This is a genomic window from Nonomuraea harbinensis (genome assembly GCF_019396385.1).
Lineage (GTDB): Bacteria > Actinomycetota > Actinomycetes > Streptosporangiales > Streptosporangiaceae > Nonomuraea > Nonomuraea ferruginea.
In genome coordinates this window covers 79,164-99,948 of record NZ_JAHKRN010000013.1, presented here as the reverse complement: position 1 = coordinate 99,948, position 20,785 = coordinate 79,164, and the positions used below count along the sequence as shown (strand labels likewise).

Genomic DNA, 20,785 nt, shown 5'->3' with positions numbered 1-20,785 from the left:
CACCCTTGTCATGGGTTGGATGACCTAATAAATGACAGAAGGCGCCGGTTCGCGGTCAGCAGACGAGGCCGGCCTCGACGGCGCCGACCGCGAGCGCCGTGCGGGAGTTGACCCCCAGCTTGCGCATGGCCGAGTTGACCTGTGCGGCGACCGTTCTCGGGGATCTCGACAGGACGGCCGCGATCTCCCGGTTGGTCTTGCCGGTGGCGAGCAGGCGGACGACCTCCAGCTCGCGGGGCGAGAGCTGGTCGCCGTAGCCGCGCCGCCCGCGCCCGCGCACCTCCAGCTGATGCGCGCGGAGCAGGCCGGCCAGCCGCTCCGCCGCCGCTCGGGCGCCGAGCGCGGTCAGCCCCTGGTGCACCAGCCGGGCGAGCGGGAGGGCCGCCTCGGTCTCACCCGCCGCCAGCAGGCAGGCGACCTGCCGTTCCTGGGCGAGCAGCGCGTCATAGGGCCGGGGCAGCCGCTGCCAGGCGTCCGCCGCGCGACCGTACGCCGCCGCCGCCTCCACGGGACCGGCGCGTACCTCGGCGAGGATCGCGCGGCACAGCACCAGCCCGGCCCCGGCCGCCGGCGCGTCCCGCCCGCGCGCCCACGCGGCGAACGCGCCGACCAGCTCGCCGGCCTCGTCCGTCCGCCCGGCGGCGACCAGCGCCTGGACGCGGGCGGGGGCGAGGTCCACCGCCCACAGCCAGATGCCCTTCTCCGCCACCTGCCGGACGGGCTCGTCGGTGACCCGCAGGGCCTGCTCCACGTCTCCGTTCGCGAGCAGCAGCCCGCACAGGGCCGCCGCGGGCTCGGCCAGGAGCTCGACGGCGCCGTACCGCCGGCTCTCCGCCAGCACGTGCTCGAACCGCTCCCCCGCCCCGGCGTCACCAGCGGCCGAGCGCAGCAGCGCGGCCACCAGGATGGCCTCCAGCCTCGTCACCGGCTGCACCGCGTCGTTGTCCACGAGGCCGGCGGCCCGGTCGGCGAGCCCCCGCCAGCGGCCCTCGTGCCAGTCGAGATGGAGGCGCGTCGCCAGGATGACGTCCCGGTAGCGGAGGAACCGGTGGCGCTCGGTGATCAGCTCGGCCCGCGCCAGATAGCACGCGGCGTCCCCGTAGCGGCCCCAGCGCACCGCGGCGTCCCCGAGGTTCAGGAAGGCCTTCCCGAGGTGGCGCGCCTCCTCCGCGTCGGCGGGCTCGCCGGTCATCCGGCGCGCCTCCGCCCATCCCTCCTCCTCTCCCAGCAGCAGGAGCGCGGTGGCGCGCTCGACGAGGAGGTTGAGCCGCTCCCCCGCCGGCACCGACTCGGCGGCCGCGGCGGCGCGGCGCAACCAGCGCAGGTGCGTGGCCGCGGGCGTGGACGGCTCGCGCGGCCAGCCGAGGTAGGTCATGATCCGCGCGGCGCTCAGGGAGCCCGGCGGCAGGTGGGCGACCGCCTTCTTCAGCTCGGCCCGGCCCGCCTCGTACTCTTCCATGATCATGAGTACGCGGCCGAGCTGGTATCGGGTTTCCGCCGCGTCCTCGGGCGGCAGCCTGCCCGGCTCCAGCGCGGCTCGCAGGCTCCGGACCAGGCCCTGGAAGCGGTCGTCACCGGTGAAGGAGGAGAACGGGATCTTCAGGACCAGCCGGGCGGCGTCGGCCGGGGGCGACGCCTGATGGGTGACCAGGTCGTACAGCAGGGACGCGGCGCCGGCCTCGTCGGCGGTGGCCAGCGCGAGGTCGGCGGCCCACTCGGCGTAGCGCCGCCAGGCGGCCACGTCCCCCGCCTCGCGGAAGTGGCGGGCCAGCTGGGGCACCGGAAGCGGCGTCCGTGAAGCCAGGACGCGACCGGCTCTCAGGTGCGTCGCCCGGCGGCGCGGCGGAGGGATCGCCTCGTACACGGCTCTGGAGGCGAGCACGTGCCGGAACGACAGCGACCCGCCGTCATCACGCAGCAACCCGGAGGCCAGCGCCTCCCCCAGCCCGTCCAGCGGCACCGCGAGACCGTCCGGCCCGTGATCGTCGGGCCCACCACCGTTCCGCCCGCCACCGTCCGGCCCGTGATCGTCGGGTCTGTGTACGAGGGCGGTGAGGGTGGCTTCGTCCGCCGGGGCGGACAGCACCGCCGCCGCCTGGAGGACGGCCCGCGCGGCGGGGCGGAGTCGCGCGACCCGTTCGAGTACCGCGTCCCGCACGGTCGGCGGCACGTCGATGCTCGCCGGCTCGCGCCGCGCCCACTCCCCGTTCCTGCGGGTCAGGTCCGCGCGCTCGTACAGCAGGCGCACGGACTCCTCGACGGCCAGCGGGACCCCGTCGGTGTGCCGGTGCAGCAACTGGGCGAAGGCCGGAGAGACGGGCTCGTCGTCCAGCATCGACGACACGAGGGCGCCGGTGCGCGCCACGTCCAGGGGCTCCAGCGTGAGCCGCAGCCCCGTCGCGGGCAACCGGGACGACAGCCGCAGCAGCAACGAGGTCTGCGGCACGTCGTCCGGGCGGTAGGTCACGACCAGGCCGGTACGCAACGGGTGCCGGGCGGCCAGGAACAGCAGGAACTCCAGCGTGGCCTCATCGGCCCAGTGGGCGTCCTCCACCGCCAGCACCGACACCCGCAGCCGGTCCAACACCTCGTCCAGCGCGCGGAAGAGCAGGTGGCGGGCGGCGCGGGCGTCCTCGGGCGGCTCAGGCGCGGGCGGCAGCCCGTCCGCCCACTCGGGGAACAGCGGCCGCAGCGCCCCGGCGAGCGCGCTCAGCCCCAGCCCCGCGACGCTGCCGGCGGCCTGGCGGACCGCGTCGACGATCGGGCCCAGCGTGTACGGCTCGCGGAAGGGCGGGCAGAAGGCCACCAGGCCGCGGTCCAGGACTTCCCGCAGCAAACGGCTCTTGCCGACCCCGGCCTCTCCCTCGACGAGCACGATCGCCGGCTCCCCGGCCAGCGCCCGCCGGCACGCGGCGAGCTCGGACTCGCGGCCCACGAACGCGGGCACCGCCATCAGCCGCGGCGCACCGGCGCCGGGAGTCGCCGCACCAGCCACAGCCGGGTGCTCCCTACCGTGAAACGACAGGCTGGACCTGAGCTAGATCATCATAGTCGTCAGAGAGCACACGACGCCAGGTCTTCACAGCAGCGGATGGGCCTCCGGGTGGGCGTGCCACCAGGCGCTGAAGACCGGGTTGTCCTCGACGTGGTCGATGAAGGCACGGGCCAGGCCGCGATAGACGGCGGCGGCCGCGTCATGGCTGAGACGGTCCCGCCGCCACGCCACGACGAGCCTGGCGACCTGCGGCTCGCCCGCCAGAGGACGGACGACGGTGCCTTCGGCGGCGGGCCAGGTGGGGTCCACGAGCCGGACGCCGTGACCGGCCGCGACCAGGGGGCGACCGGCGCCGCTGGGCGCGTCGTAGCGGACGTCGGGCTCGAACCCGGCGGCCCGGCAGGAGGCGCGCAGCGCGGCCAGCGACCCGTCCTCGGCGCCCGGCGGACTGATCCAGCGCTCGCCCCGCAGGTGCGCGAGGTCGATCTCGGCCTCCCCCGCGAGCCGGTGGCCCGCCGACAGCGCCACGAAGATCGGGTGGCGCGGGATCAGCGTGCGGGTGACCACGGGGGCGGTCATGGGCACGTCGAAGCCCTCGATCATGCCCATGAGCGCGGCGTCCAGCCGCCCGTGTGCCAGTCCCTCGGCGAGGAGCACGGCGGACGGCTCGATCCGCAGCGAGATGGGCCGGCCGGGGAGTTCCTCGGCGACCCGGTCCACGACGCCGGCCACGCACGCCAGGTGGATGCAGCCCAGCTGGAGCCCCGCGGTCTCGCCGGCGTCGCGCAGGTCGCCGAAGAGGGTGTCGAGCTCCGACAGGACGATCCTGGCGCGGGCGACGACCTGGCGGCCCAGCGGCGTCGGCTCGACGCCCACGTGGCTGCGGACGAACAGCTCGCCCCCGACGATCGCCTCGACCTTCCTGAGCTGGTTGGTCATCGCGGGCTGGGACAGGCCGAGACGCGCCGCCGCCCGCGTCACACTGCCCGTGTCGGCGATCGCGCAGACCATCCGGAGGTGCCTGAGATCGAGGTCCATGTCCAGAAATTAGGGCATACGCAACTCTTATGCCCGGCTGTATGACCGCGGCTCGGCAACGGCTTCCACACTCAGGGCGGCCTCGCATCCATGCGTCACCCCCCGGAGGTTCTCGTGCGAAAGCTGTTAGTCCTGGCAGCCCTGCTGCTGCCCTTCGCGGCGCCCATGCCGGCGAGCGCGTCGGTCACGGCCGAACCGCCCCCGGCCGCGGCCACGACGACGACCATCGACGACCACGTACGGAAGGAATCCCTGGCCGTCGAGGACCGGGCGCCGCTGCCCGCGTCCAAGGACGCGCTCCGCCGCGACTACGACGAGCCGGCCGCCAGGACCCTCAAGGCCGCCGCCTGCTCCGTGGGCGACTTCACCGGCCGCACCGGCGGCGCGCTGGTGCGGCAGATCAAGGCGTCCACCACCGAGTGCGTGAACACGCTCTTCTCCCTGACGGGCGCGGACGCGTACCACGCCTTCCGCGAAGCGCAGATGACCAGCGTCGCGTACGCCCTCAGGGACGACGGCGTGAACTACCCGGGCGACAACAGCGCCGGGACCGCCCAGCTCGTCCTCTACCTGCGGGCCGGCTACTACGTCCAGTGGTACAACCCGTCGGACGTCGGCGCGTACGGCCCGTCCCTGCGGACCGCCGTCATGGCCGGGCTGGACGCGTTCTTCGGCGCCCCGCGCGCCTTCACGGTGAGCGACGCCAACGGCGAGGTGCTGGCCGAGGCGGTCACGCTGATCGACAGCGCCCAGCAGAACGACCGCTACCTGTGGGTGGTCAAGCGCCTGCTCGACGGCTACGACAGCACGTACGACGCCTCCTGGCCGATGCTGAACGCGGTCAACAACGTCTACACCGTGCTGTTCCGGGGCCACCAGCTGCCGGCGTTCGTCAGCGCCGTCCGGGCCGACCGCGGCGTGCTCGACTCGCTGTACGCGTTCGCGACACGACACCTATCACTCCTCGGCACGGACCGGTCGTACCTCGTCTCGAACGCGGGCCGCGAGCTGGGCCGCTTCCTCCAGCACGCCGACCTGCGGACGACCGTCCGGCCGCTGGCCAGGAACCTGCTCGACCGCTCGTCGATCACCGGCGCCACCGCCCCCCTGTGGGTGGGCGTCGCCGAGATGGCCGACTTCTACGACCGCGCCAACTGCTCGTCCTACGGCACCTGCGACCTGCGGAACCGGCTGGCGGCCGAGGTGCTGCCGATCACCCACGCCTGCGGTTCCGGCATCCGCATCCGCGCCCAGCACATGACGTCCGGGCAGCTCTCCGCCAGCTGCGCCAGCCTGGCCGGGCAGGACGCGTACTTCCACAACCTGGCGCGTGACAGCGGCCCGGTCGCGGACGACCGCAACACCACGCTGGAAGTGGTGGTGTACGACTCCAGCACCGACTACCGGACGTACGCGGGCGCCATGTTCGGCATCGACACGAACAACGGCGGCATGTACCTGGAAGGCGACCCGGCGGCGGCGGGCAACCAGCCGAGGTTCATCGCGTACGAGGCCGAATGGCTGCGTCCGGACTTCCAGATCTGGAACCTCAACCACGAGTACACCCACTACCTGGACGGCCGCTTCACCATGTACGGCGACTTCACCGCCGGGATCAGCACGCCGACCATCTGGTGGATCGAGGGCTTCGCCGAGTACGTGTCGTACGGGTATCGCAAGCTGACCTACGACGCCGCCGTCACCGAGGCGGCCAAGGGCACGTACGCGCTGTCCACGCTGTGGAACACCACGTACGCGCATGACTCCACCCGCGTCTACCGGTGGGGCTACCTGGCCGTCCGCTACCTGTACGAGCGGCACCCGGCCGACGTCCAGACCGTGCTGCGCGCGTACCGGACCGGGGCGTGGAACACCGCGCGGACCTTCCTGACCAGCACGATCGGCAGCCGGTACGACGCGGACTGGCGCACCTGGCTGGGCTCGGTCGGCGGCGGCGGTGGTGGCGGTGGTGGTGGTGCCGAGTGCGCCGGCGCCGACCCGCGCGAGCTCGGCCAGAACTGCCGGCGCGGCGGCCTGTCGGCGACGACGGGCGACTACGCGTACCTCTACCTGTACGTGCCGGCGGGGACGGCGAGACTGACCATCACCTCGTCGGGCGGCACCGGCGACGCCGACCTCTACTACAGCGGCACCTCCTGGGCCACCGCCTCGTCCTTCACGCAGCGGGCGACGGGCGCGGGCAACGCCCACACCCTGACGGTCACCAGCCCCGCGGAGGGCTACCACTACGTGAGCCTGCACGCGGCCCAGTCGTTCAGCGGGGCGACGGTGCTGACCGAGCACTGAGTCCGACGGCGACCGCAGCCGGCCGGGGTCTGTCCCGGCCGGCTGCGCTGGTCGCGGGCACTGCATAGCCGGCTCGAAACCACGAGGCGTCGCCCTCGGCCCCGCTCCGATAGCACGGAGACTCACCGGTTTGACCTCAACTTTGGTCGAGGTTGCAGGCTGTCGGAGACAGAGACCGGGAGACAGAGCGGAGCGAGTGGCATGCGAATCATCGAAGTGACCACGTTCGGAGACCCCGAGGTGCTGGTGGCGCGGGACGCGCCGGATCCGGTCGCCGGGCCCGGGCAGGTCCTGATCGAGGTGGTCGCCGTGGACGTGCTGTTCCTCGACACCCAGCTCAGGGCGGGCTGGGGGGAGGGGTTCTTCCCGGTGGAGCCGCCGTACGTGCCGGGTGACGGAGTGGCGGGGACGGTCGTGGCCGTCGGAGAAGGCGTGGACCCCGGGTGGACCGGCCGGCGGGTCGTCGCCCGTACCGGGAAGCCCGTGCACGAGGGCAGCCCGATCCTGGCTCCGGTCGGCGGGTACGCCACGAAGGCGGTCGCCCGTACCGAGACCCTGGTGGCGATCCCGGACGCGCTCGGTCCGCACGAGGCGCTGGCGCTGCTGCACGACGGGCCGACCGGGATGGGGGTCGTGGACCGGGCCGGGATCCGGCCGGGCGACCCGGTGCTGGTCACGGCGTCGGGCGGGAGCCTCGGCGTCGTCATCACCCAGCTCGCGACCGCCGCCGGAGCACGGGTGATCGGGGCGGCGCGCGGGCACGCCAAGCTGGACCTGGCGCGCAAGGCCGGCGCCGAGGAGGCGGTGGACTACACCGAGGAGGGCTGGGCTGAGCGGGTCCGCGACCTGACCGGCGGCGTCCAGGCGGTGTTCGACGGGGCGGGCGGCCCGCTCGGCCGCCAGGCGCTGGATGCGGCGGTGAGCGGCGCCCGGTTCTTCGCGTACGGCGCGGCGGGTGGCACGTTCGCCGACTTCACGGCCGAGGAGGCCGCCGCCCGCGGCGTGCGGTTGATCGGGATCACGGACGGCGCGCCGGAACCCGTCCGGGTACGGGAGCTGATCGAGCGATCGCTGGCCGAGGCCGCGGCGGGACGCCTTCGGCCGCACATCGGGCAGACGTTCCCGCTGGAGCGCGCGGCCGACGCGCACGCGGCCATCGCCGCCCGCACCGCCCTCGGCAAGACCCTCTTGACCTGCGTCTGATGTGCCTTCACGAGTCCGAAGGGATCGCGGGCCCTTGCGGCAGCCGCTCTAGTCCCTTCCGCCGCTGCGCAGGCGCAGAGCGCCGACAGCGCGACCTCGCTCAGGAACTGCGCGTCCACCAACGCCGGCGCACCGTGCAAGTGGATGACCGAGAACAACAAGCGGTGCTATTACTGCAAGCAGTCGAAGAAGAAGGGCGGCGGCTGGAAGCGCCAGTACTGCCAGCATGAGGAACGACAGTACTAGGAGCTCGTGTGCGAACGTGCGGGACGCCTTCGCGGGCGCCCCGCACGGTCCGAAGCACTCAAATGCACATAGTTTGCCCCAACCAATTCGCCATATTCTTATACGGCCATTCCATGCCGTTGACAGGGCTTGCTATTCGCCGCCCATAAGAGCCGAGTCGTGCGTCCAGGGCGGTTACGCGAGTACACCTCAGCCCAGATCGACGAAGGCACCCGCATCCACCAGAACCTCGCAGCTCAGAGTTCCAGCTTGTCGATGGGTGCTCCTCGGGCTCAATCTCTTCTTCTGGAACGTCCGCAACTGGCACGACGGAATCAAGCTCGAATCAGCCCACACCAAGTTCCTGGCCCAGCAGTCGCCCGGCCCCAACACCACTCCCCTGCCGTCAGGCTGGTTGAAACCCCAAGGCCTGGACACCGTACGGAACCGAAAGGTGGGGCAGGTGATCGTCAGCCACGAAGCGCAGGACCAGAGCACCAACGTCACGGACGACGACATCAAGACGGTTCGGGCGCTGGCCAAGCGAACGGAGAAGTAGCTCTCACGCATCCGCGCCCCCTGCGCGCCGCCATCGGTTACCGCTATGAGGCTAAAAGATCATAGGACGGTATTAGCATGAGCCTATGAGCAGCCGGCCCAAGCCCAGTATCGCCGTCACCCTCGACCCCGACCTCGTCGACTACGTGAAGAGCCGAGTCGGCGACGACGACGTCAAGTCCCTGTCGGCGTACGTCAACGAAGCCCTCGCCGCGCGTGTTCGTGAGGAGCGCCGCCGCAAGGCACTCCTCGAGACCCATCTGACCCGCGCTCACGCGAATGCCGACCACGCACGTGTCGATCGCATGATGGCCCACGTCAAGAGGCAACTCGCCGACAGCCCCCGCTACTCCGAGGGCGGCGGACAGTGACCTTGCCGCCGCTCATCCTCGATACCGGCATCCTCATCGAACTAGCCAGGGGCGACAGCAACCTGATGGAGATGGTCGCCCGCTTCGACGCCGAAGGTCAGCCGATGGTCCTGTCGGTCCTGGCCGTCTCGGGGGCTTCGGTGGATTCCGGGTCCAAGGACGCGGCCGACCTGCTCCTCGGCATCGCCACCATGCAACAGATCACCGTCGCCGGCTTGCGGGAGCCGGATCACGGGATCGCGCTGGCGTCAGCGATCACTCGTACCGGTCTCGACTGGGGCGATGCGCATGTCGCCGCCATCGCCGACGCCTCCGTGTGCCCAGTGCTCACCTTGGACAAGAACCATTGGGAGCGCGCGGTCCACGCCTTCGAGCAATCCCTGCACGTCATCGAGATCGCCGGCCCCGGAGCATAGCCTCGCAGGCGGCAAGCTGTCCCTCAGCCGGTGCGCAACGGCACCGCGGCTTTCGCCTACGGCAGCGCCACCGCCGTCCCCGTGACCGAGATGCCGATCGCCGGATCCGCGGGTATCGACACCGTGATGGTGCTCGGGCGGCCCATGTCATGGCCCTGGTACACGGTCACGGTCGCGGGCAGCGCGAGGAGTCCGAGAGCACGCAGATAGCCACCGAGCGCCGCCGCGGCGGCACCGGTCGCCGGATCTTCCACCACACCCCCTGGCGGGAAGGGGTTCCTGGCGTGGAACACATCGACCCGCTCCCGCCACACAAGGTCGACCGTCGTCCAGCCGGCTTTGGCCATCAGCTCGGCCAGGGCGGGGAAATCGTAGGTCAGGTCCGCGAGACGTTCACGAGTGGCGGCGGCGATGATCGGATGAGAAGCGCCGGCGTTGGCCACTCCGGGGGGCAGTCCGGAGTCCAGATCGGTTGACGACCAGCCCAGAACCGACAGGAGATCCTCAAGGAGCGCGTGATCCAGCGCTTCCACGCGTGGCGGAACGCTGACGAGGGTGGCGACGGTGTGTCCAGCCGCGTTCACCGAAGTCGTCACCTTGATGGGCCCGGCTTGCGTGTGCATGAGCAGGTCTCCGGGCCCGTGCACGTCCGCGAAGGCCACTGCCGTCGCGATGGTGGCATGGCCGCAGAAGGGCACTTCCACCTTCGGACTGAAATATCGAACCGAAAGAGTCCGGTCGGTCCGTTCTGTCACGAAGGCCGTCTCCGAGTAGCCCACCTCCGCAGCGACTTCGAGCATCTTCTCGGGGCCGACCCCGCCGGCGTCGAGGACGACTCCAGCGGGGTTTCCTCCGTCAGCTCGTTCACTGAAGGCCACGTATCGCAGTAGGTCCATGGTGAAACGCTAGGACCAAAACGTGAGCGCGGCGACCTCGCGGGCGAAGCGGGTCCGGACACACCGGGGGAATCAGGATGAACTCTTGAAGGTCAGGGGATTCCCGGCGGCGCGGGCAGCTGCTGAAGTGGCGTTATGAGCCGGGGTGGTCATCGCGTGGTGCCGCATCCCGCCGACGTCGCGGTGGAGGCTTGGGCGGACTCCAGGGAAGGCTGCCTGGCCGAGGCGATGCGGGGCCTGGTGGAGAGCTTCGCCGACATCGAGGGAGCGCGGCCCGACGACAGCGTGACCTTCGTGGTGACCGAGGAGAGCGACGAAGAGGTGCTCGTCGCGGTGCTGCAAGAGGTGATCTACCAGATCGAGATGTTCGGCCGCCTGCCCGTGGACATGTCGATCGACGAGCCGACCGAGTTCCCGGTGGAGCGGGTGGAGGCGCGGCTGGCCACGGTCCCGCTGGAGACGGTGGAGCGGATCGGCGCGGTGCCGAAGGCGGTCGTCACGCACAACCTGCGGTTCGGTTGGGTGGACGGGATATGGCGGGCGCAGGCCGTGGTGGACGTATAGGCATCCGGCTCAGCCTGGTCGGCGTCGGGGCGATGAACCGAGGTCAGGCGTGTCGAGCACGTCCAGCGTGGACACCTCGGCCCACACCAGGTTCCACCGCCGCGGCACGGTCCGGGTTCCCCAGCTGATCGCCGTCCGCTGAACCAGCCACAACCCCCGGCCACCACACTCATCGTCATCCGACCGACGGGGAAGAGGAACGGTCGCCGCCCCCTCGTCGATCACCTCGACCCTGGCCGTCGCGGCGCTGACCTCGAAGACCTTCACCCTCACCAGCCCGCCCGGCCGCCCGGACCCGGTGTGCAGCACGGCGTTCCCCACCAGTTCGCTCGCGACGAGCCGGGCGCCGTCCACGTCACGATGCCCCGCCACCGTCAGGGCGTCTGCCACCCAACGGCGAACCAGGCAGACCCAGGCCGCACTCCCTGGAACCGTCAGGTCCACCAGTGCCCGCTCCCTCACTGCGCCACCTCCCACACCCGCTCGCACGCGGCCTCGTCCCGCGCATCCACGCAACGGTCCCGGCCTCGCCCCCACGAGAACACCCACCTTTCGCCCTGAAGAGAGGCCCGTACGAGCAACGGCCCCGACACCCGTTGGACCGCGACGCACGGCTCATCGCGCCTCGGCAACTGCACCGAAACGGCCAGGCCTCGCCTCGACAGACCCCAGGCCAGTCGCGTCAGGTGGTGGAACTGCTCGTGCTCCCGAGTCACCATCGGCTGCGTGTCTCGGGTTCGCTTGCGTCGCATCGATCCAACCGCCCTTCATGTGCGGCACCGATCCAGCAGGTCGGGGGTACTGACACACGTTGTACGTCGTGCTGATCCACAACAACCGTGCCCTCGCTACGAAGGAAGCCGGGCGGAGAAACCCGGCCCTGTTCAAGCGTTGCCCATCGCAGAGTGTGCCTTGATGACTACTTTAAGTGCAAGATAGTTGGCAGGATGCACGCCGATCAGTTTTGCCCCCAAGATCGATAACGTTTCTTCCGGAGACGAGATGACAGCTCAGCGCAGCCCATCAGCACGACAGCGCCGCCTGGCCGCGGTATTGCGCGGCTTGCGCAAGGAGAAGGGGATGTCCCGCGAGACGGTCGCGGAGCTGATGGGGTGTTCGGCACCAACCATCACCCGCATCGAGGCAGCGACGGTGGGAGCGCGGATCGCTGATGTCACCATGCTGCTGGAGATCTACGAGGTGCCGGCGCACACAAGGGAAGTGCTTCTCCAACTCGCCCGCGATGCGCGGAAACGCGGCTGGTGGGACAAGCTGTCCGACACGATCCCGGAATACTTCCAGAGCTACGTGGGCCTCGAAGAGGACGCGTCATCCATCACCGGTTACGAGACTGAGTACGTACCCGGCCTCTTCCAGACGGAGGAGTACGCGCGCGCGATCATGAGCGCGGAACCGGCCCTGCCTTCTGAGGAGGAGTTGGCCCTCAGCCTCGCGATCCGGATGAAGCGTCAAGAGGTACTCAAGTCCGCATACCCACCCGAGATGTGGATGGTGCTGAACGAGGCGGTCATTCGGCGCGTGGTGGGCGAGGAAGGACTCATGCATCGTCAACTGCGCCACCTGCACGAACTGTCGTCGCAGAACTCCATCAACATCCAAGTGCTGCCCTTCTCCAGCGGAGCTCATCCCGCAATGAACGGGGGCTTCAGCATCCTGAAGTTTCCAAACCTCTCAGATCCAGACGTTGTGTACCTTGAGTATTGGAGGGGGAGTATCTACCTGGAAGAGCCTCACGACGTAAACGCCTACAATCGACTATTCGATCACCTTCGCGCACGGGCGCTCGGGCCAGATCAGACCCGACGTCTGATCGAGCAAGTGACTGGAGGGACGAGATGAGCCACCAGCGGGACACTGGGCCAGAGCGACCTTCCCCTTTGACCTGGCGAAAGTCCACGTTCTCGAACGGCACGGGCGGAAACTGTGTCGAAGTAGCGCTGTTAGACGACGATGACACCCAGGCGCTCGAAGCCGATCACAAAGCCGGCCACGGCCCCCTCGTCGCACTGCGCGACTCCAAAGACCCTGATGGACCCAGGCTGTACTTCACCCGCAGCGAGTTCGCCGCGTTTCGACATGGAATCATCGCAGGGGAGTTCGACGACCTCGTTTGAGAGATCACTCCTGCAGAGGACGGCACACCCCGTCGGACGACCAAGCCGAGACCCGCGAGCACCTCTCGTCCGAACGTCGCAGCGACTCCTACACCTGAAGGGGGGGCATGATGACTGCATCTCCCGAGCTGAACGCCGCGTGGCGTAAAAGCAGCATGAGCGGAAGCGGGTCTGATCGGCGAGCCGTCCTTTACGGCCATCCACCTACTCAGGTTCAAGGTCCAGACCTTCTAGCCTTCCACCTATAAGGTCTCTCTTTCGCAACTCGCGTCGGAAGCTGTCAACGCCTCTCTTTCTTCGAACGTCACCCTTGCACTTGTTGCTGCTCCCTGGAGACTGTCGTGGCTATGAGAGACGGTGGCAACTCACGCAGATGGCTGTTGGTACTCGCCTCGCTGACCAGCCTGGTGATGGGAGGCGTCGCCGTTCTCATCGGCCTGGAGGCAATGAGCTGGGTCGCCTCGGGTGTAGCCGCGGTGTTCGGCGTAATCACTGCATCCAATGAGATCGCCCGCGCCGGCGGGGATGGCCCTTCGGACGCCCGCACTGGAGGAGAAAGCTCCCCGAACAGGCCGCGCCGCCTGACAGGCCAGGCGTGGACGGCCGTACTCGTAGGTGCGATGGCCGTGGTCTTCGGCGCGGCTGTTGCCTTCAGGCTCATCGTCAATCCGGTCGGATCGGAAACCCTCACCTGCCCGAAGCCTTCAGACCCGATTACCCAGGCCAAGGTGACGTCGGCCTCGACAGCCGCCTATCCCGACCTGAAGATCGAGTCGTTCGTTTACAACGTCACCTATAACGGCACGGACTTCATGCACCTGGAGGCAACCGGGCGGATCACCGGCAAAGTGCCGGAGGATCAGTTGTTGTACCCCTTCGGGTCCGCGGATCCCAGGACTCGCGACGCCTACGGCAATGCCGGCGTCGAAGGCCTGTTCTGGGGCAAGGACGAACTGATCGTGCCCGATCAGAACGGGTGCTGGTCCAAACCGCAACGCAGGTTCGGCGGCTATGCCGGCGCCCGGGGCCTTACGTTCTACTACCACCTGGGGCTCGTCCCGCACTCCCAGATCTCGTGTCTGGACAAGGTCCTCTCGACCAAGGACGCCGAGGACAATGGTGTGGAGGCTGCGGACCTGACCAGGTGCGGCGTCACTTTGCTCGGTTACGCCCACATCCCGACCGATCCCGTGTGAGCCATACCCCGGGTTCGCCAGGCGGGCCCATGCTCGTGAGCTGTTAGCGGCTCCTGGGCCGGGGTAGCCGCGAGGCAGGGAGGAGGGCTCGGCGATGCGCACGCTGGTGGAGGTCGTTCGGGAGATGGGCATGACCGATCCCCGGCTGCTGGCCGCCTTCGCCGACACGCCGCGCCAGCGGTTCGTGCCGCCGGGCTCCGCCGCGCGCGCCCAGTTCGACGAGCCGATCCCGATCGGTCACGGGCAGCCGACCTCGCAGCCGTCCCTGGTCGCCCAGATGATCGACGCGTTGGGGCTCGCGGGCACGGAGACCGTCCTGGAGATCGGCAGCGGGTACGGCTATCAGACCGCCCTGCTGGCCCGACTGGCCAGGTGGGTCTATTCGCTGGAACGCCATGCCGACCTGGCTGGACACGCCCGGGCCAACCTTGCCGCGGCCGGTGTGACCAACGTCGAGGTGCTGGTCGGCGACGGCACCGCCGGCCTGCCCGCCCACGCGCCCTTCGACGCCGTCATCGTGTCGGCCGCCGCGCCGACGGTGCCCGCGCCACTGGTCTCGCAACTGGCCGAGGGCGGGCGGCTGGTCATGCCGATCACGGGCGAAGCGGCCGACATCGTCACGCTGTACACCAAGCGGCAGGGTCAGTTGGCGTGGCTGCGCCTCCTGACGCCTGCCCGGTTCGTCCCCCTCATCGGCGAACACACGCGGTAAGCGATCATGCGGGCGTCATCCTCTCCGCAGGTCCACGATGAGCAGGTCGTCCTCCCAGACCGCCGCCGTGCCGAGCGCCTCGCACGCGCTGATGAAACGCCGGGCGAGCCAGGAGCGTTCCGCGCCCTCGGCCAGGACGGTGCGGCAGTAGTCGAGTTTGAGCGGCACGGCGCGCAGCCGTACCGGACCGAGCTCGTCGACGGTCACGAGGAACAGCAGCGACAGGTCGTTGCGCAGATCCGGGTCCACCGCGTAGTCGTCGATGAAGTCGCCCATGTCGTACAGGACCGGCGGCGCCACGCCGTGCGGGACGTGCGCGGAGTGGCCGGCGATCAGCGTCGCCCCGGCGTCGGTGAGGATCCTGGCCGCGCCGAGGATGTACGGCAGCGGCCCAGTCGTCATGTTGGGACCCCAGTGGGGCATGACCAGCACGGCGTCCGTTTCCGTACGCATCCTCGTCACCGTGTCCGTCAGCCAGCCGGGGACGCCGGAGCGCAGGTCGGCGTAGGCGACGCCGGGCCGGTCGGGGGCGGCCGCGTAGTCGTCCGGGTGGTCGGTCACGGAGATGACGGCGATGCGCAGCCCCCGTGTGGCGAGAATGACCGGCTCGCGCGCCTGGTCCAGGGTGGCGCCCGCACCCGCCGCGCGGATCTCCACGCGTTCGAGATGGGCGCGGGTGTCGAGCAGCGCGTCGTAGCCGTAGTCCAGCGCGTGGTTGTTGGCCAGCGTGACGCAGCTGACGCCGAGCTCGGCGAGCAGATCGACCGCCTGCGGCGGGGCGCGGAAATGGAAGACCTTGCCCGGCGCGAACATCGAGTCGCCGCGATTGGAGACGCAGCACTCCAGGTTGAGCAGGATGGCGTCGGCCTCGGACAGGTACTCGCGGACCCCGTCCGAGACGAACGCGTCCGGGTCGTTGTAATCGGCCAGCAGGTCCCCGACGCCACGACCGAGCATCGTGTCGCCCGCCAGCGCGAGCGTGACAACCACGAGGTTCCCCTGCCCCCGACGACGTGCTCAAACGCCCGGAAAACACCACCGCCACCTGCAATGATCCGCCATCTGGGGGTAGGCGTCAGGTGGAAGCGCAAGCGACCTTCTCGGGGAGGCAGCGATGAGCACACCGGGAATCGGCAAGAAGGTCCAGGACGTGATGCACCAAGGCGCCGAGTGCATCGGCGAGCACGACAGCCTGCGCAGAGCCACGCAGATGATGCGTGACCTGTCGGTCGGCTCACTGCCGATCTGCGGGGACGACGACCGGCTCAAGGGCATCATCACGGACCGGGACATCGTCATCAAGTGCTGCGCCGAGGGCAAGGACCTCGACAGCACCACGGCAAGCGAACTCGCCCACGGCCTGGTGTGGGTGGAGGCAGACAGCAGCGTCGAAGAGGCGCTGGAGAAGATGGAACAGCACCAGATCAGGCGGCTGCCCGTGATCGAGGACAAGCGGATCGTGGGCATGGTCAGCGAGGCCGACCTGGCCAAGGAACTCCCCGACAACAAGCTCGCGGAGTTCGTCCACCGGGTCTACGCATCCTCCTGATCCAGCCGGGCGCGGGGGCCGTTCACACGGCCCCCGGTGCCTCTTCTGGAGTATCGCCACCGTTGTCAGTTACGCGCTCGGCTGGCAAGCGCCAATCGCTCTTGCGCTTGTCCTTCTGGCTTTCGGACTTGGGGCCTTCATTCATATCCGCACTCGAAAAGGCTGATGAGCCTTGTCCCGGGTCAAGGAAATGGTAGTTCCAAGTCGATCTTGTTCGTTAAACTACAACTTCATCTTAGTTTGAGCAGCGTGCACCCGTCGCGGGTTGACCGATGGCGGGCGGGAGTCACTCCCACTCGATGGTGCCCGGGGGCTTGCTGGTGACGTCCAGCACCACCCGGTTGACCTCACGCACCTCGTTCGTGATCCGCGTGGAGATCCGCGACAGCACGTCATAAGGCACCCGCGACCAGTCGGCCGTCATCGCGTCCTCGGACGTCACCGGCCGCAGCACCACGGGATGCCCGTACGTACGACCATCCCCCTGCACCCCCACAGACCGCACGTCGGCGAGCAGCACCACCGGGCACTGCCAGATCTCCCGGTCGAGCCCCGCCCGCGACAGCTCCTCACGAGCGATGGCATCGGCTTCGCGCAGCAGGTCGAGACGCTCGCGCGTGACCTCGCCCACGATCCGGATCCCCAGACCCGGCCCAGGGAACGGCTGGCGCCACACCATCGCCGACGGCAGCCCGAGCTCCTCGCCGGCCCGCCGCACCTCGTCCTTGAACAGCGTGCGCAGCGGCTCCACTAGCTTGAACTGCAGGTCCTCAGGCAGCCCGCCGACGTTGTGGTGGGACTTGATGTTGGCCGTGCCCGTCCCCCCGCCGGACTCCACCACGTCCGGATAGAGCGTCCCCTGTACGAGGAAGTCCACCGGACCGTCGGCCATGATGGCGCGCTGCTCGTCCTCGAAGACCCGGATGAACTCCCGGCCGATGATCTTGCGCTTCTCCTCCGGGTCGGAGACCCCTTCGAGAGCCTTCAAGAAGCGATCGGAGGCGTCGACCACCCGCAGCCGCACCCCGGTGGCGGCCACGAAGTCGCGCTCGACCTGCTCCGCCTCCCCCTTGCGCAGCAGCCCGTGGTCGACGAAGACGCAGGTGAGCCGGTCGCCGATGGCGCGCTGGACGATGGCGGCGGCCACCGCGGAGTCGACGCCGCCGGACAGGGCGCAGATGGCGCGGCCGTCGCCGACCTGGCGGCGGACCGCCTCGACGGACTCCTCGACGATGTTGAGCATGGTCCAGCTGGGGCGGCAGCCGGCCGCTTCCAGGAAGTGCTTGAGCACCTGCTGGCCGTGCTCGCTGTGGAGGACCTCGGGGTGGAACTGCACGCCGTAGAGGCCGCGGCCGGGGTGCTCGAAGGCGGCGACCGGGGTCTCGCGGGTCGAGGCGGTCACCAGGAAGCCCTCGGGGGCGGCGGCGACGCTGTCGCCGTGGGACATCCAGACCTTCTGGGACGACGGGAGGCCCGCGAAGATCACGCCCTCGTCGAGGACCTCCAGGGAGGTGCCGCCGTACTCGGCGACGCCCGTGCGGGCCACCTCACCGCCCAGCGCCCTCGCCATCGCCTGGAAGCCGTAGCAGATGCCGAACGTGGGCACCCCGGTCTCGAAGAGGCCGTGGGGCACGTCGGGGGCGTTGTCGGCGTAGACGGACGAGGGACCTCCGGACAGGATGATCGCCTTGGGGTTCTTCGCCATCATCTCCTCGACCGTCATGGTCGACGGGACGATCTCGGAGTAGACGTGGCACTCGCGCACCCGCCTGGCGATGAGCTGCGCGTACTGCGCGCCGAAGTCGACCACCAGGACCGTGTCGAACTCAGACACCGAAGGAACCCCCCAAAGGCGAATGCGGTGCACTCAGTCTATCGACAGCAGACCGAGCGGCGGTGACCCGAGGTCGAGCAGGGCCTTGTGGAAGCGCTGGAGGGTGAAGCCCGCGCCCCACGCCTGCCTGGCCTGCTCGCGCAGATCCATGATGATCAGCTTGCCCCAGGTGTAGCGCCCGTACGTGGGATCGAAGGTGGCCCGCCTGGCCTCGGCCATCGCGGCGGGGCCCGCCAGGTGGGTGTGGGAGGCGAAGCGCGCGGCCGCGTCGTCGACGGTCATCGCGCCGGTGTGCACGCCGATCGCGCAGGCCAGCCGGGTGACGCGGATGAGCGCCTCCACCCAGACGCCGATCTCGAAGCGCGGGTCGCCCGCCTCGAACCCCTCCTCGACGCAGAGCTCCTCGGCGTAGTGCGCCCAGCCCTCGGCGAACGAGAACGACTGCAGCAGCCGCCGCACGTCCGACGGCGCCCGGCGCAGGGCCAGGCCGTGGGAGAAGTGGCCGGGCGCGACCTCGTGCACGTTGATGGCGGGCAGCGTGGTCTCGCTGAAGACCTCCAGCCACTCGTCGACGTCCTGCCTCGGCCAGGACGGGTCCGGCGGGGTGATGTGGTACCAGGACGGGCCTTCGGGTTCGCCGGGGGCGTTCCACGACATCATCGCCATCGCCCAGCGGCGCGACTCGGGGGCGAGGCCGACCAGGCACGTGCCGTCGTGGTAGGGCACCAGGTCCTTGTCGCGGGTGAACGCGATGGCCTTCTCGGTGCCGATCCTGGCCGCCTCGATCACGCCGTCGGCGTCGGGATGCTGCTTGACCAGCTCGCGGACCACGTCCAGCGGCGGCCTGCCGCCCTGGCCGAGCCGGTCGCAGGCGTCGGCGAGGCGAGCCGTCAGGCGGTCGCGCTCGGCGTCGGCGCGCTCGGCCAGCCTGCCCAGGTCGACGTCCAGGCCCTCGACGGTGCCCATGAGCCGGGCCAGTGCGTCCGCGCCGAGCGCGGCGTCCGGGTCGCCGGTCTCCGCCGCCCGCTCGACGTGGGCGACCAGGCGGGCGTGCGCCTCCAGAGCGGCCTGGTCGGTGACGCCTGCGGCCAGGCCCTTGACCGCGCCGAGCAGGGACTGCGCCACGGGGGCGCTGACCTGGTCGAGCGAGGCGGTCGCGTGCCGTACCGCTTCCGGCCAGAGCGCCAGGTGGGCGGCCTTGGCGGCGGCGCGCCGCTCCTCGGGACCGTAGTCGCGGTCGTAGCAGGCGAGGTCCAGGTTGGACAGGTGGAGCAGCGGGTTCTTGCGGTGCAGCGCGAGCTCGCCGAGCTCGAAACGCAGGCCCTCCTCGAAGACCTGGAGGTGGCGGGCGTCGTGGGGGTCTTCCGGCAGGTCGCCGTCGCCGAGCCGGGTCAGGCCGGCGCGCACGCCCTCGGGAGACAGGTCCTGGACGGCGCCGTCGTACTCGTGCCGTCCGCCTGACTCGCGTGCTTCCGGGACCATCAGGTCGGTGATGGCCCGCAATCTGGGCTGAAGTTCCGTCATGCCGGAAACGCTAGCGGCCGAGGGGGTGGCTGACCCAGACGTTGGGCTCGACGTAGACAGCGTGATCGTGGCCGGGTTCGACGTGGACGGGGTTGAGCGCGCCCGGCACCTCCGCCGGGCCCGGCCGGTCGAACGGCAGGCCTGTCCACCCGCGCCACTCGGCGAGCGTGCCGGCGATCGTCATCGAGCGCGGCGCCACCTTGACGATCTCGCCGCCCGCCCGTACGTGGACGCGCAGCCACGGGTCGTGCGGCAGGCCGTCGGGGCGGGTGCGGAAGGCGTACTCCGCCATGGGGGTGTGCGGCTCCAGGTGCTTGTGGTTGGGGCGGACCGGCGCTACCAGCTCGTCGAAGCCGAGGCGGGCGGCGTTGGCGCGCATGGCGGCCACCATGAGCGGCGAGACGCCCTTGCCGAGCAGGTCGCGGCGGACGGTGATCTCCAGGGCGGAAATGCGGCCGGGGCGCTCGCCGCGCTCGCGGGCCAGCCAGGCGCGCCTGATGACGCCGTCCCAGCCGTCGTCGGGCAGCTCGCCGTCCTTGAGCGTGAACGGCATCGTGCAGCCCCGCGCGGCCAGCCGGCCCGGCTCGGCGTCGTCGTCGGCGACCAGGACGTAGTCGGTGTAGGCCGTGTCGGCGACCGCGTAGAAGAAGTCGGCGATCGGGTCCTTCATCATGAACTCCGGCCAGGAGTGGTCCATGTCCCACAGGGTGGGGATGAACTCGGGGCGCTCGGAGAGGGTGGTGATCCGCAAGGCCATGGGCGGATATTTTCACATTTCGGAGGGCCGCTGGACGGGTTGATCCTCACTCTTGAAGATCAAAGTGGTCTGCAGGTGCACGATCTCGGGCCGTACCAGGAACCTCTCCAGGCAGAGCCGGTGCAGGTGCTCGGCGTCGGCCACGGCCACGTGCACCAGGAAGTCCTCGGCGCCGGCCACGTGGAAGAGCGTGATCGTCTCGGGCAGCGACAGCACGAAGCTCCGCAGCGGGTCGACGAGCTGGCTGGTGTGCGGCCGTACCCGGAGCGCGAGCAGCGCCTGCAGCGGCCGGCCCAGCTTGGCGACGTCGACCGAGGCGCGGAAGCCGGTGATGATCCCGCGCCGCCGCAGCGCGCGCACCCGTTCGAGCGCGGTGGAGGGCGCGACGCCGAGCCGCTCGGCGAGATCCTTGTTCGGCAGCCGGGCGTCGCGCTGCAGTGCCGCCAGGATGGCCAGGTCGATCGAATCCAGTTCGGCGTTATGCATGGAAATTGCCCTCCAATTC

20 protein-coding genes are annotated in these 20,785 nt (G+C 69.9%); 11 read left to right on the top strand and 9 right to left on the bottom strand.

Annotated features, from left to right (window positions below):
• Window positions 1-55 precede the first annotated feature (55 nt).
• Both KME79_RS16420 and KME79_RS16415 read right to left on the bottom strand, forming a co-directional pair.
• Window positions 56-2,995 carry an ATP-binding protein gene (locus tag KME79_RS16420; RefSeq protein ID WP_219545153.1) on the bottom strand — a complete coding sequence of 980 codons (2,940 nt, stop codon included), beginning with the start codon at window positions 2,993-2,995 and terminating at the stop codon, window positions 56-58.
• Window positions 2,996-3,079: 84 nt separating this feature from the next.
• Window positions 3,080-4,033 carry a LysR family transcriptional regulator gene (locus KME79_RS16415; protein WP_219545152.1) on the bottom strand — a complete coding sequence of 318 codons (954 nt, stop codon included), beginning with the start codon at window positions 4,031-4,033 and terminating at the stop codon, window positions 3,080-3,082.
• A gap of 114 nt (window positions 4,034-4,147) precedes the next feature.
• Here KME79_RS16415 and KME79_RS16410 point away from each other — a divergent pair, with 114 nt between their 5' ends.
• The 5 genes from KME79_RS16410 to KME79_RS16390 all read left to right on the top strand — a co-directional run bounded on the left by KME79_RS16410 (window position 4,148) and on the right by KME79_RS16390 (window position 9,113).
• Window positions 4,148-6,340: a M9 family metallopeptidase gene (locus KME79_RS16410; protein ID WP_308248934.1), complete on the top strand. Its 2,193-nt coding sequence runs from the start codon at window positions 4,148-4,150 to the stop codon at window positions 6,338-6,340.
• A 201-nt stretch (window positions 6,341-6,541) separates the two neighbouring features.
• Entirely contained in the window at window positions 6,542-7,543 is a 1,002-nt protein-coding gene (locus tag KME79_RS16405; RefSeq protein WP_219545150.1) for a zinc-binding dehydrogenase, read from the top strand.
• Between the two features lie 505 nt (window positions 7,544-8,048).
• Window positions 8,049-8,327: a hypothetical protein gene (locus KME79_RS16400; RefSeq protein WP_219545149.1), complete on the top strand. Its 279-nt coding sequence runs from the start codon at window positions 8,049-8,051 to the stop codon at window positions 8,325-8,327.
• 85 nt (window positions 8,328-8,412) lie between these two features.
• A complete protein-coding gene (locus KME79_RS16395) occupies window positions 8,413-8,697 on the top strand; it encodes a hypothetical protein (protein ID WP_148036864.1) in 285 nt (94 codons plus the stop codon).
• The gene (locus KME79_RS16390; RefSeq protein WP_219545148.1) at window positions 8,694-9,113 is read left to right on the top strand and encodes a PIN domain-containing protein; all 420 of its coding nucleotides are present in this window, start codon (window positions 8,694-8,696) and stop codon (window positions 9,111-9,113) included. The genes KME79_RS16395 and KME79_RS16390 overlap by 4 nt, the downstream gene beginning before the upstream one ends.
• Window positions 9,114-9,169: 56 nt before the next feature.
• On the opposite strand, the gene KME79_RS16385 is transcribed toward KME79_RS16390, so the two are convergent.
• Complete coding sequence (locus KME79_RS16385) at window positions 9,170-10,009, bottom strand: PhzF family phenazine biosynthesis protein (RefSeq protein ID WP_219545147.1); 840 nt, start codon at window positions 10,007-10,009, stop codon at window positions 9,170-9,172.
• A 156-nt stretch (window positions 10,010-10,165) separates the two neighbouring features.
• Between KME79_RS16385 and KME79_RS16380 the strand changes: the two genes are divergently transcribed.
• A complete protein-coding gene (locus KME79_RS16380) occupies window positions 10,166-10,573 on the top strand; it encodes an archease (RefSeq protein WP_219545146.1) in 408 nt (135 codons plus the stop codon).
• A gap of 9 nt (window positions 10,574-10,582) precedes the next feature.
• On the opposite strand, the gene KME79_RS16375 is transcribed toward KME79_RS16380, so the two are convergent.
• Window positions 10,583-11,017 (bottom strand): ATP-binding protein, encoded by a 435-nt coding sequence (locus tag KME79_RS16375; RefSeq protein WP_372452437.1) that lies wholly within the window; start codon window positions 11,015-11,017, stop codon window positions 10,583-10,585.
• A gap of 558 nt (window positions 11,018-11,575) precedes the next feature.
• Between KME79_RS16375 and KME79_RS16370 the strand changes: the two genes are divergently transcribed.
• From KME79_RS16370 to KME79_RS16355, 4 genes are all read left to right on the top strand, one after another.
• Window positions 11,576-12,433: a helix-turn-helix domain-containing protein gene (locus KME79_RS16370; protein ID WP_219545144.1), complete on the top strand. Its 858-nt coding sequence runs from the start codon at window positions 11,576-11,578 to the stop codon at window positions 12,431-12,433.
• A 38-nt stretch (window positions 12,434-12,471) separates the two neighbouring features.
• Window positions 12,472-12,708 carry a DUF397 domain-containing protein gene (locus KME79_RS16365; protein WP_308248933.1) on the top strand — a complete coding sequence of 79 codons (237 nt, stop codon included), beginning with the start codon at window positions 12,472-12,474 and terminating at the stop codon, window positions 12,706-12,708.
• A gap of 347 nt (window positions 12,709-13,055) precedes the next feature.
• Window positions 13,056-13,904 carry a hypothetical protein gene (locus KME79_RS16360; RefSeq protein WP_219545142.1) on the top strand — a complete coding sequence of 283 codons (849 nt, stop codon included), beginning with the start codon at window positions 13,056-13,058 and terminating at the stop codon, window positions 13,902-13,904.
• A gap of 94 nt (window positions 13,905-13,998) precedes the next feature.
• Window positions 13,999-14,616: a protein-L-isoaspartate(D-aspartate) O-methyltransferase gene (locus KME79_RS16355; protein ID WP_219545141.1), complete on the top strand. Its 618-nt coding sequence runs from the start codon at window positions 13,999-14,001 to the stop codon at window positions 14,614-14,616.
• Between the two features lie 15 nt (window positions 14,617-14,631).
• On the opposite strand, the gene KME79_RS16350 is transcribed toward KME79_RS16355, so the two are convergent.
• Window positions 14,632-15,606: a CapA family protein gene (locus KME79_RS16350; RefSeq protein ID WP_219545140.1), complete on the bottom strand. Its 975-nt coding sequence runs from the start codon at window positions 15,604-15,606 to the stop codon at window positions 14,632-14,634.
• A 124-nt stretch (window positions 15,607-15,730) separates the two neighbouring features.
• On the opposite strand from KME79_RS16350, the gene KME79_RS16345 reads away from it, so the two are divergent.
• Entirely contained in the window at window positions 15,731-16,165 is a 435-nt protein-coding gene (locus tag KME79_RS16345) for a CBS domain-containing protein (RefSeq protein WP_219545139.1), read from the top strand.
• A 286-nt stretch (window positions 16,166-16,451) separates the two neighbouring features.
• On the opposite strand, the gene guaA is transcribed toward KME79_RS16345, so the two are convergent.
• Genes guaA through KME79_RS16325 form a run of 4 tightly spaced genes read right to left on the bottom strand, consistent with a single transcriptional unit; the run spans window position 16,452 to window position 20,766 of the window.
• On the bottom strand, window positions 16,452-18,023 hold the full coding sequence (gene guaA, locus KME79_RS16340) for a glutamine-hydrolyzing GMP synthase (protein WP_372452436.1): 1,572 nt from the start codon (window positions 18,021-18,023) through the stop codon (window positions 16,452-16,454).
• Between the two features lie 9 nt (window positions 18,024-18,032).
• Window positions 18,033-19,523, bottom strand: a complete 1,491-nt coding sequence (locus tag KME79_RS16335) for a DUF885 family protein (protein ID WP_219545137.1) — start codon at window positions 19,521-19,523, stop codon at window positions 18,033-18,035.
• Window positions 19,524-19,533: 10 nt separating this feature from the next.
• Window positions 19,534-20,280 (bottom strand): N-acetyltransferase, encoded by a 747-nt coding sequence (locus tag KME79_RS16330; RefSeq protein WP_219545136.1) that lies wholly within the window; start codon window positions 20,278-20,280, stop codon window positions 19,534-19,536.
• Window positions 20,281-20,292: 12 nt separating this feature from the next.
• On the bottom strand, window positions 20,293-20,766 hold the full coding sequence (locus KME79_RS16325) for an Lrp/AsnC family transcriptional regulator (protein WP_246639931.1): 474 nt from the start codon (window positions 20,764-20,766) through the stop codon (window positions 20,293-20,295).
• Between the last annotated feature and the right edge of the window lie 19 nt (window positions 20,767-20,785).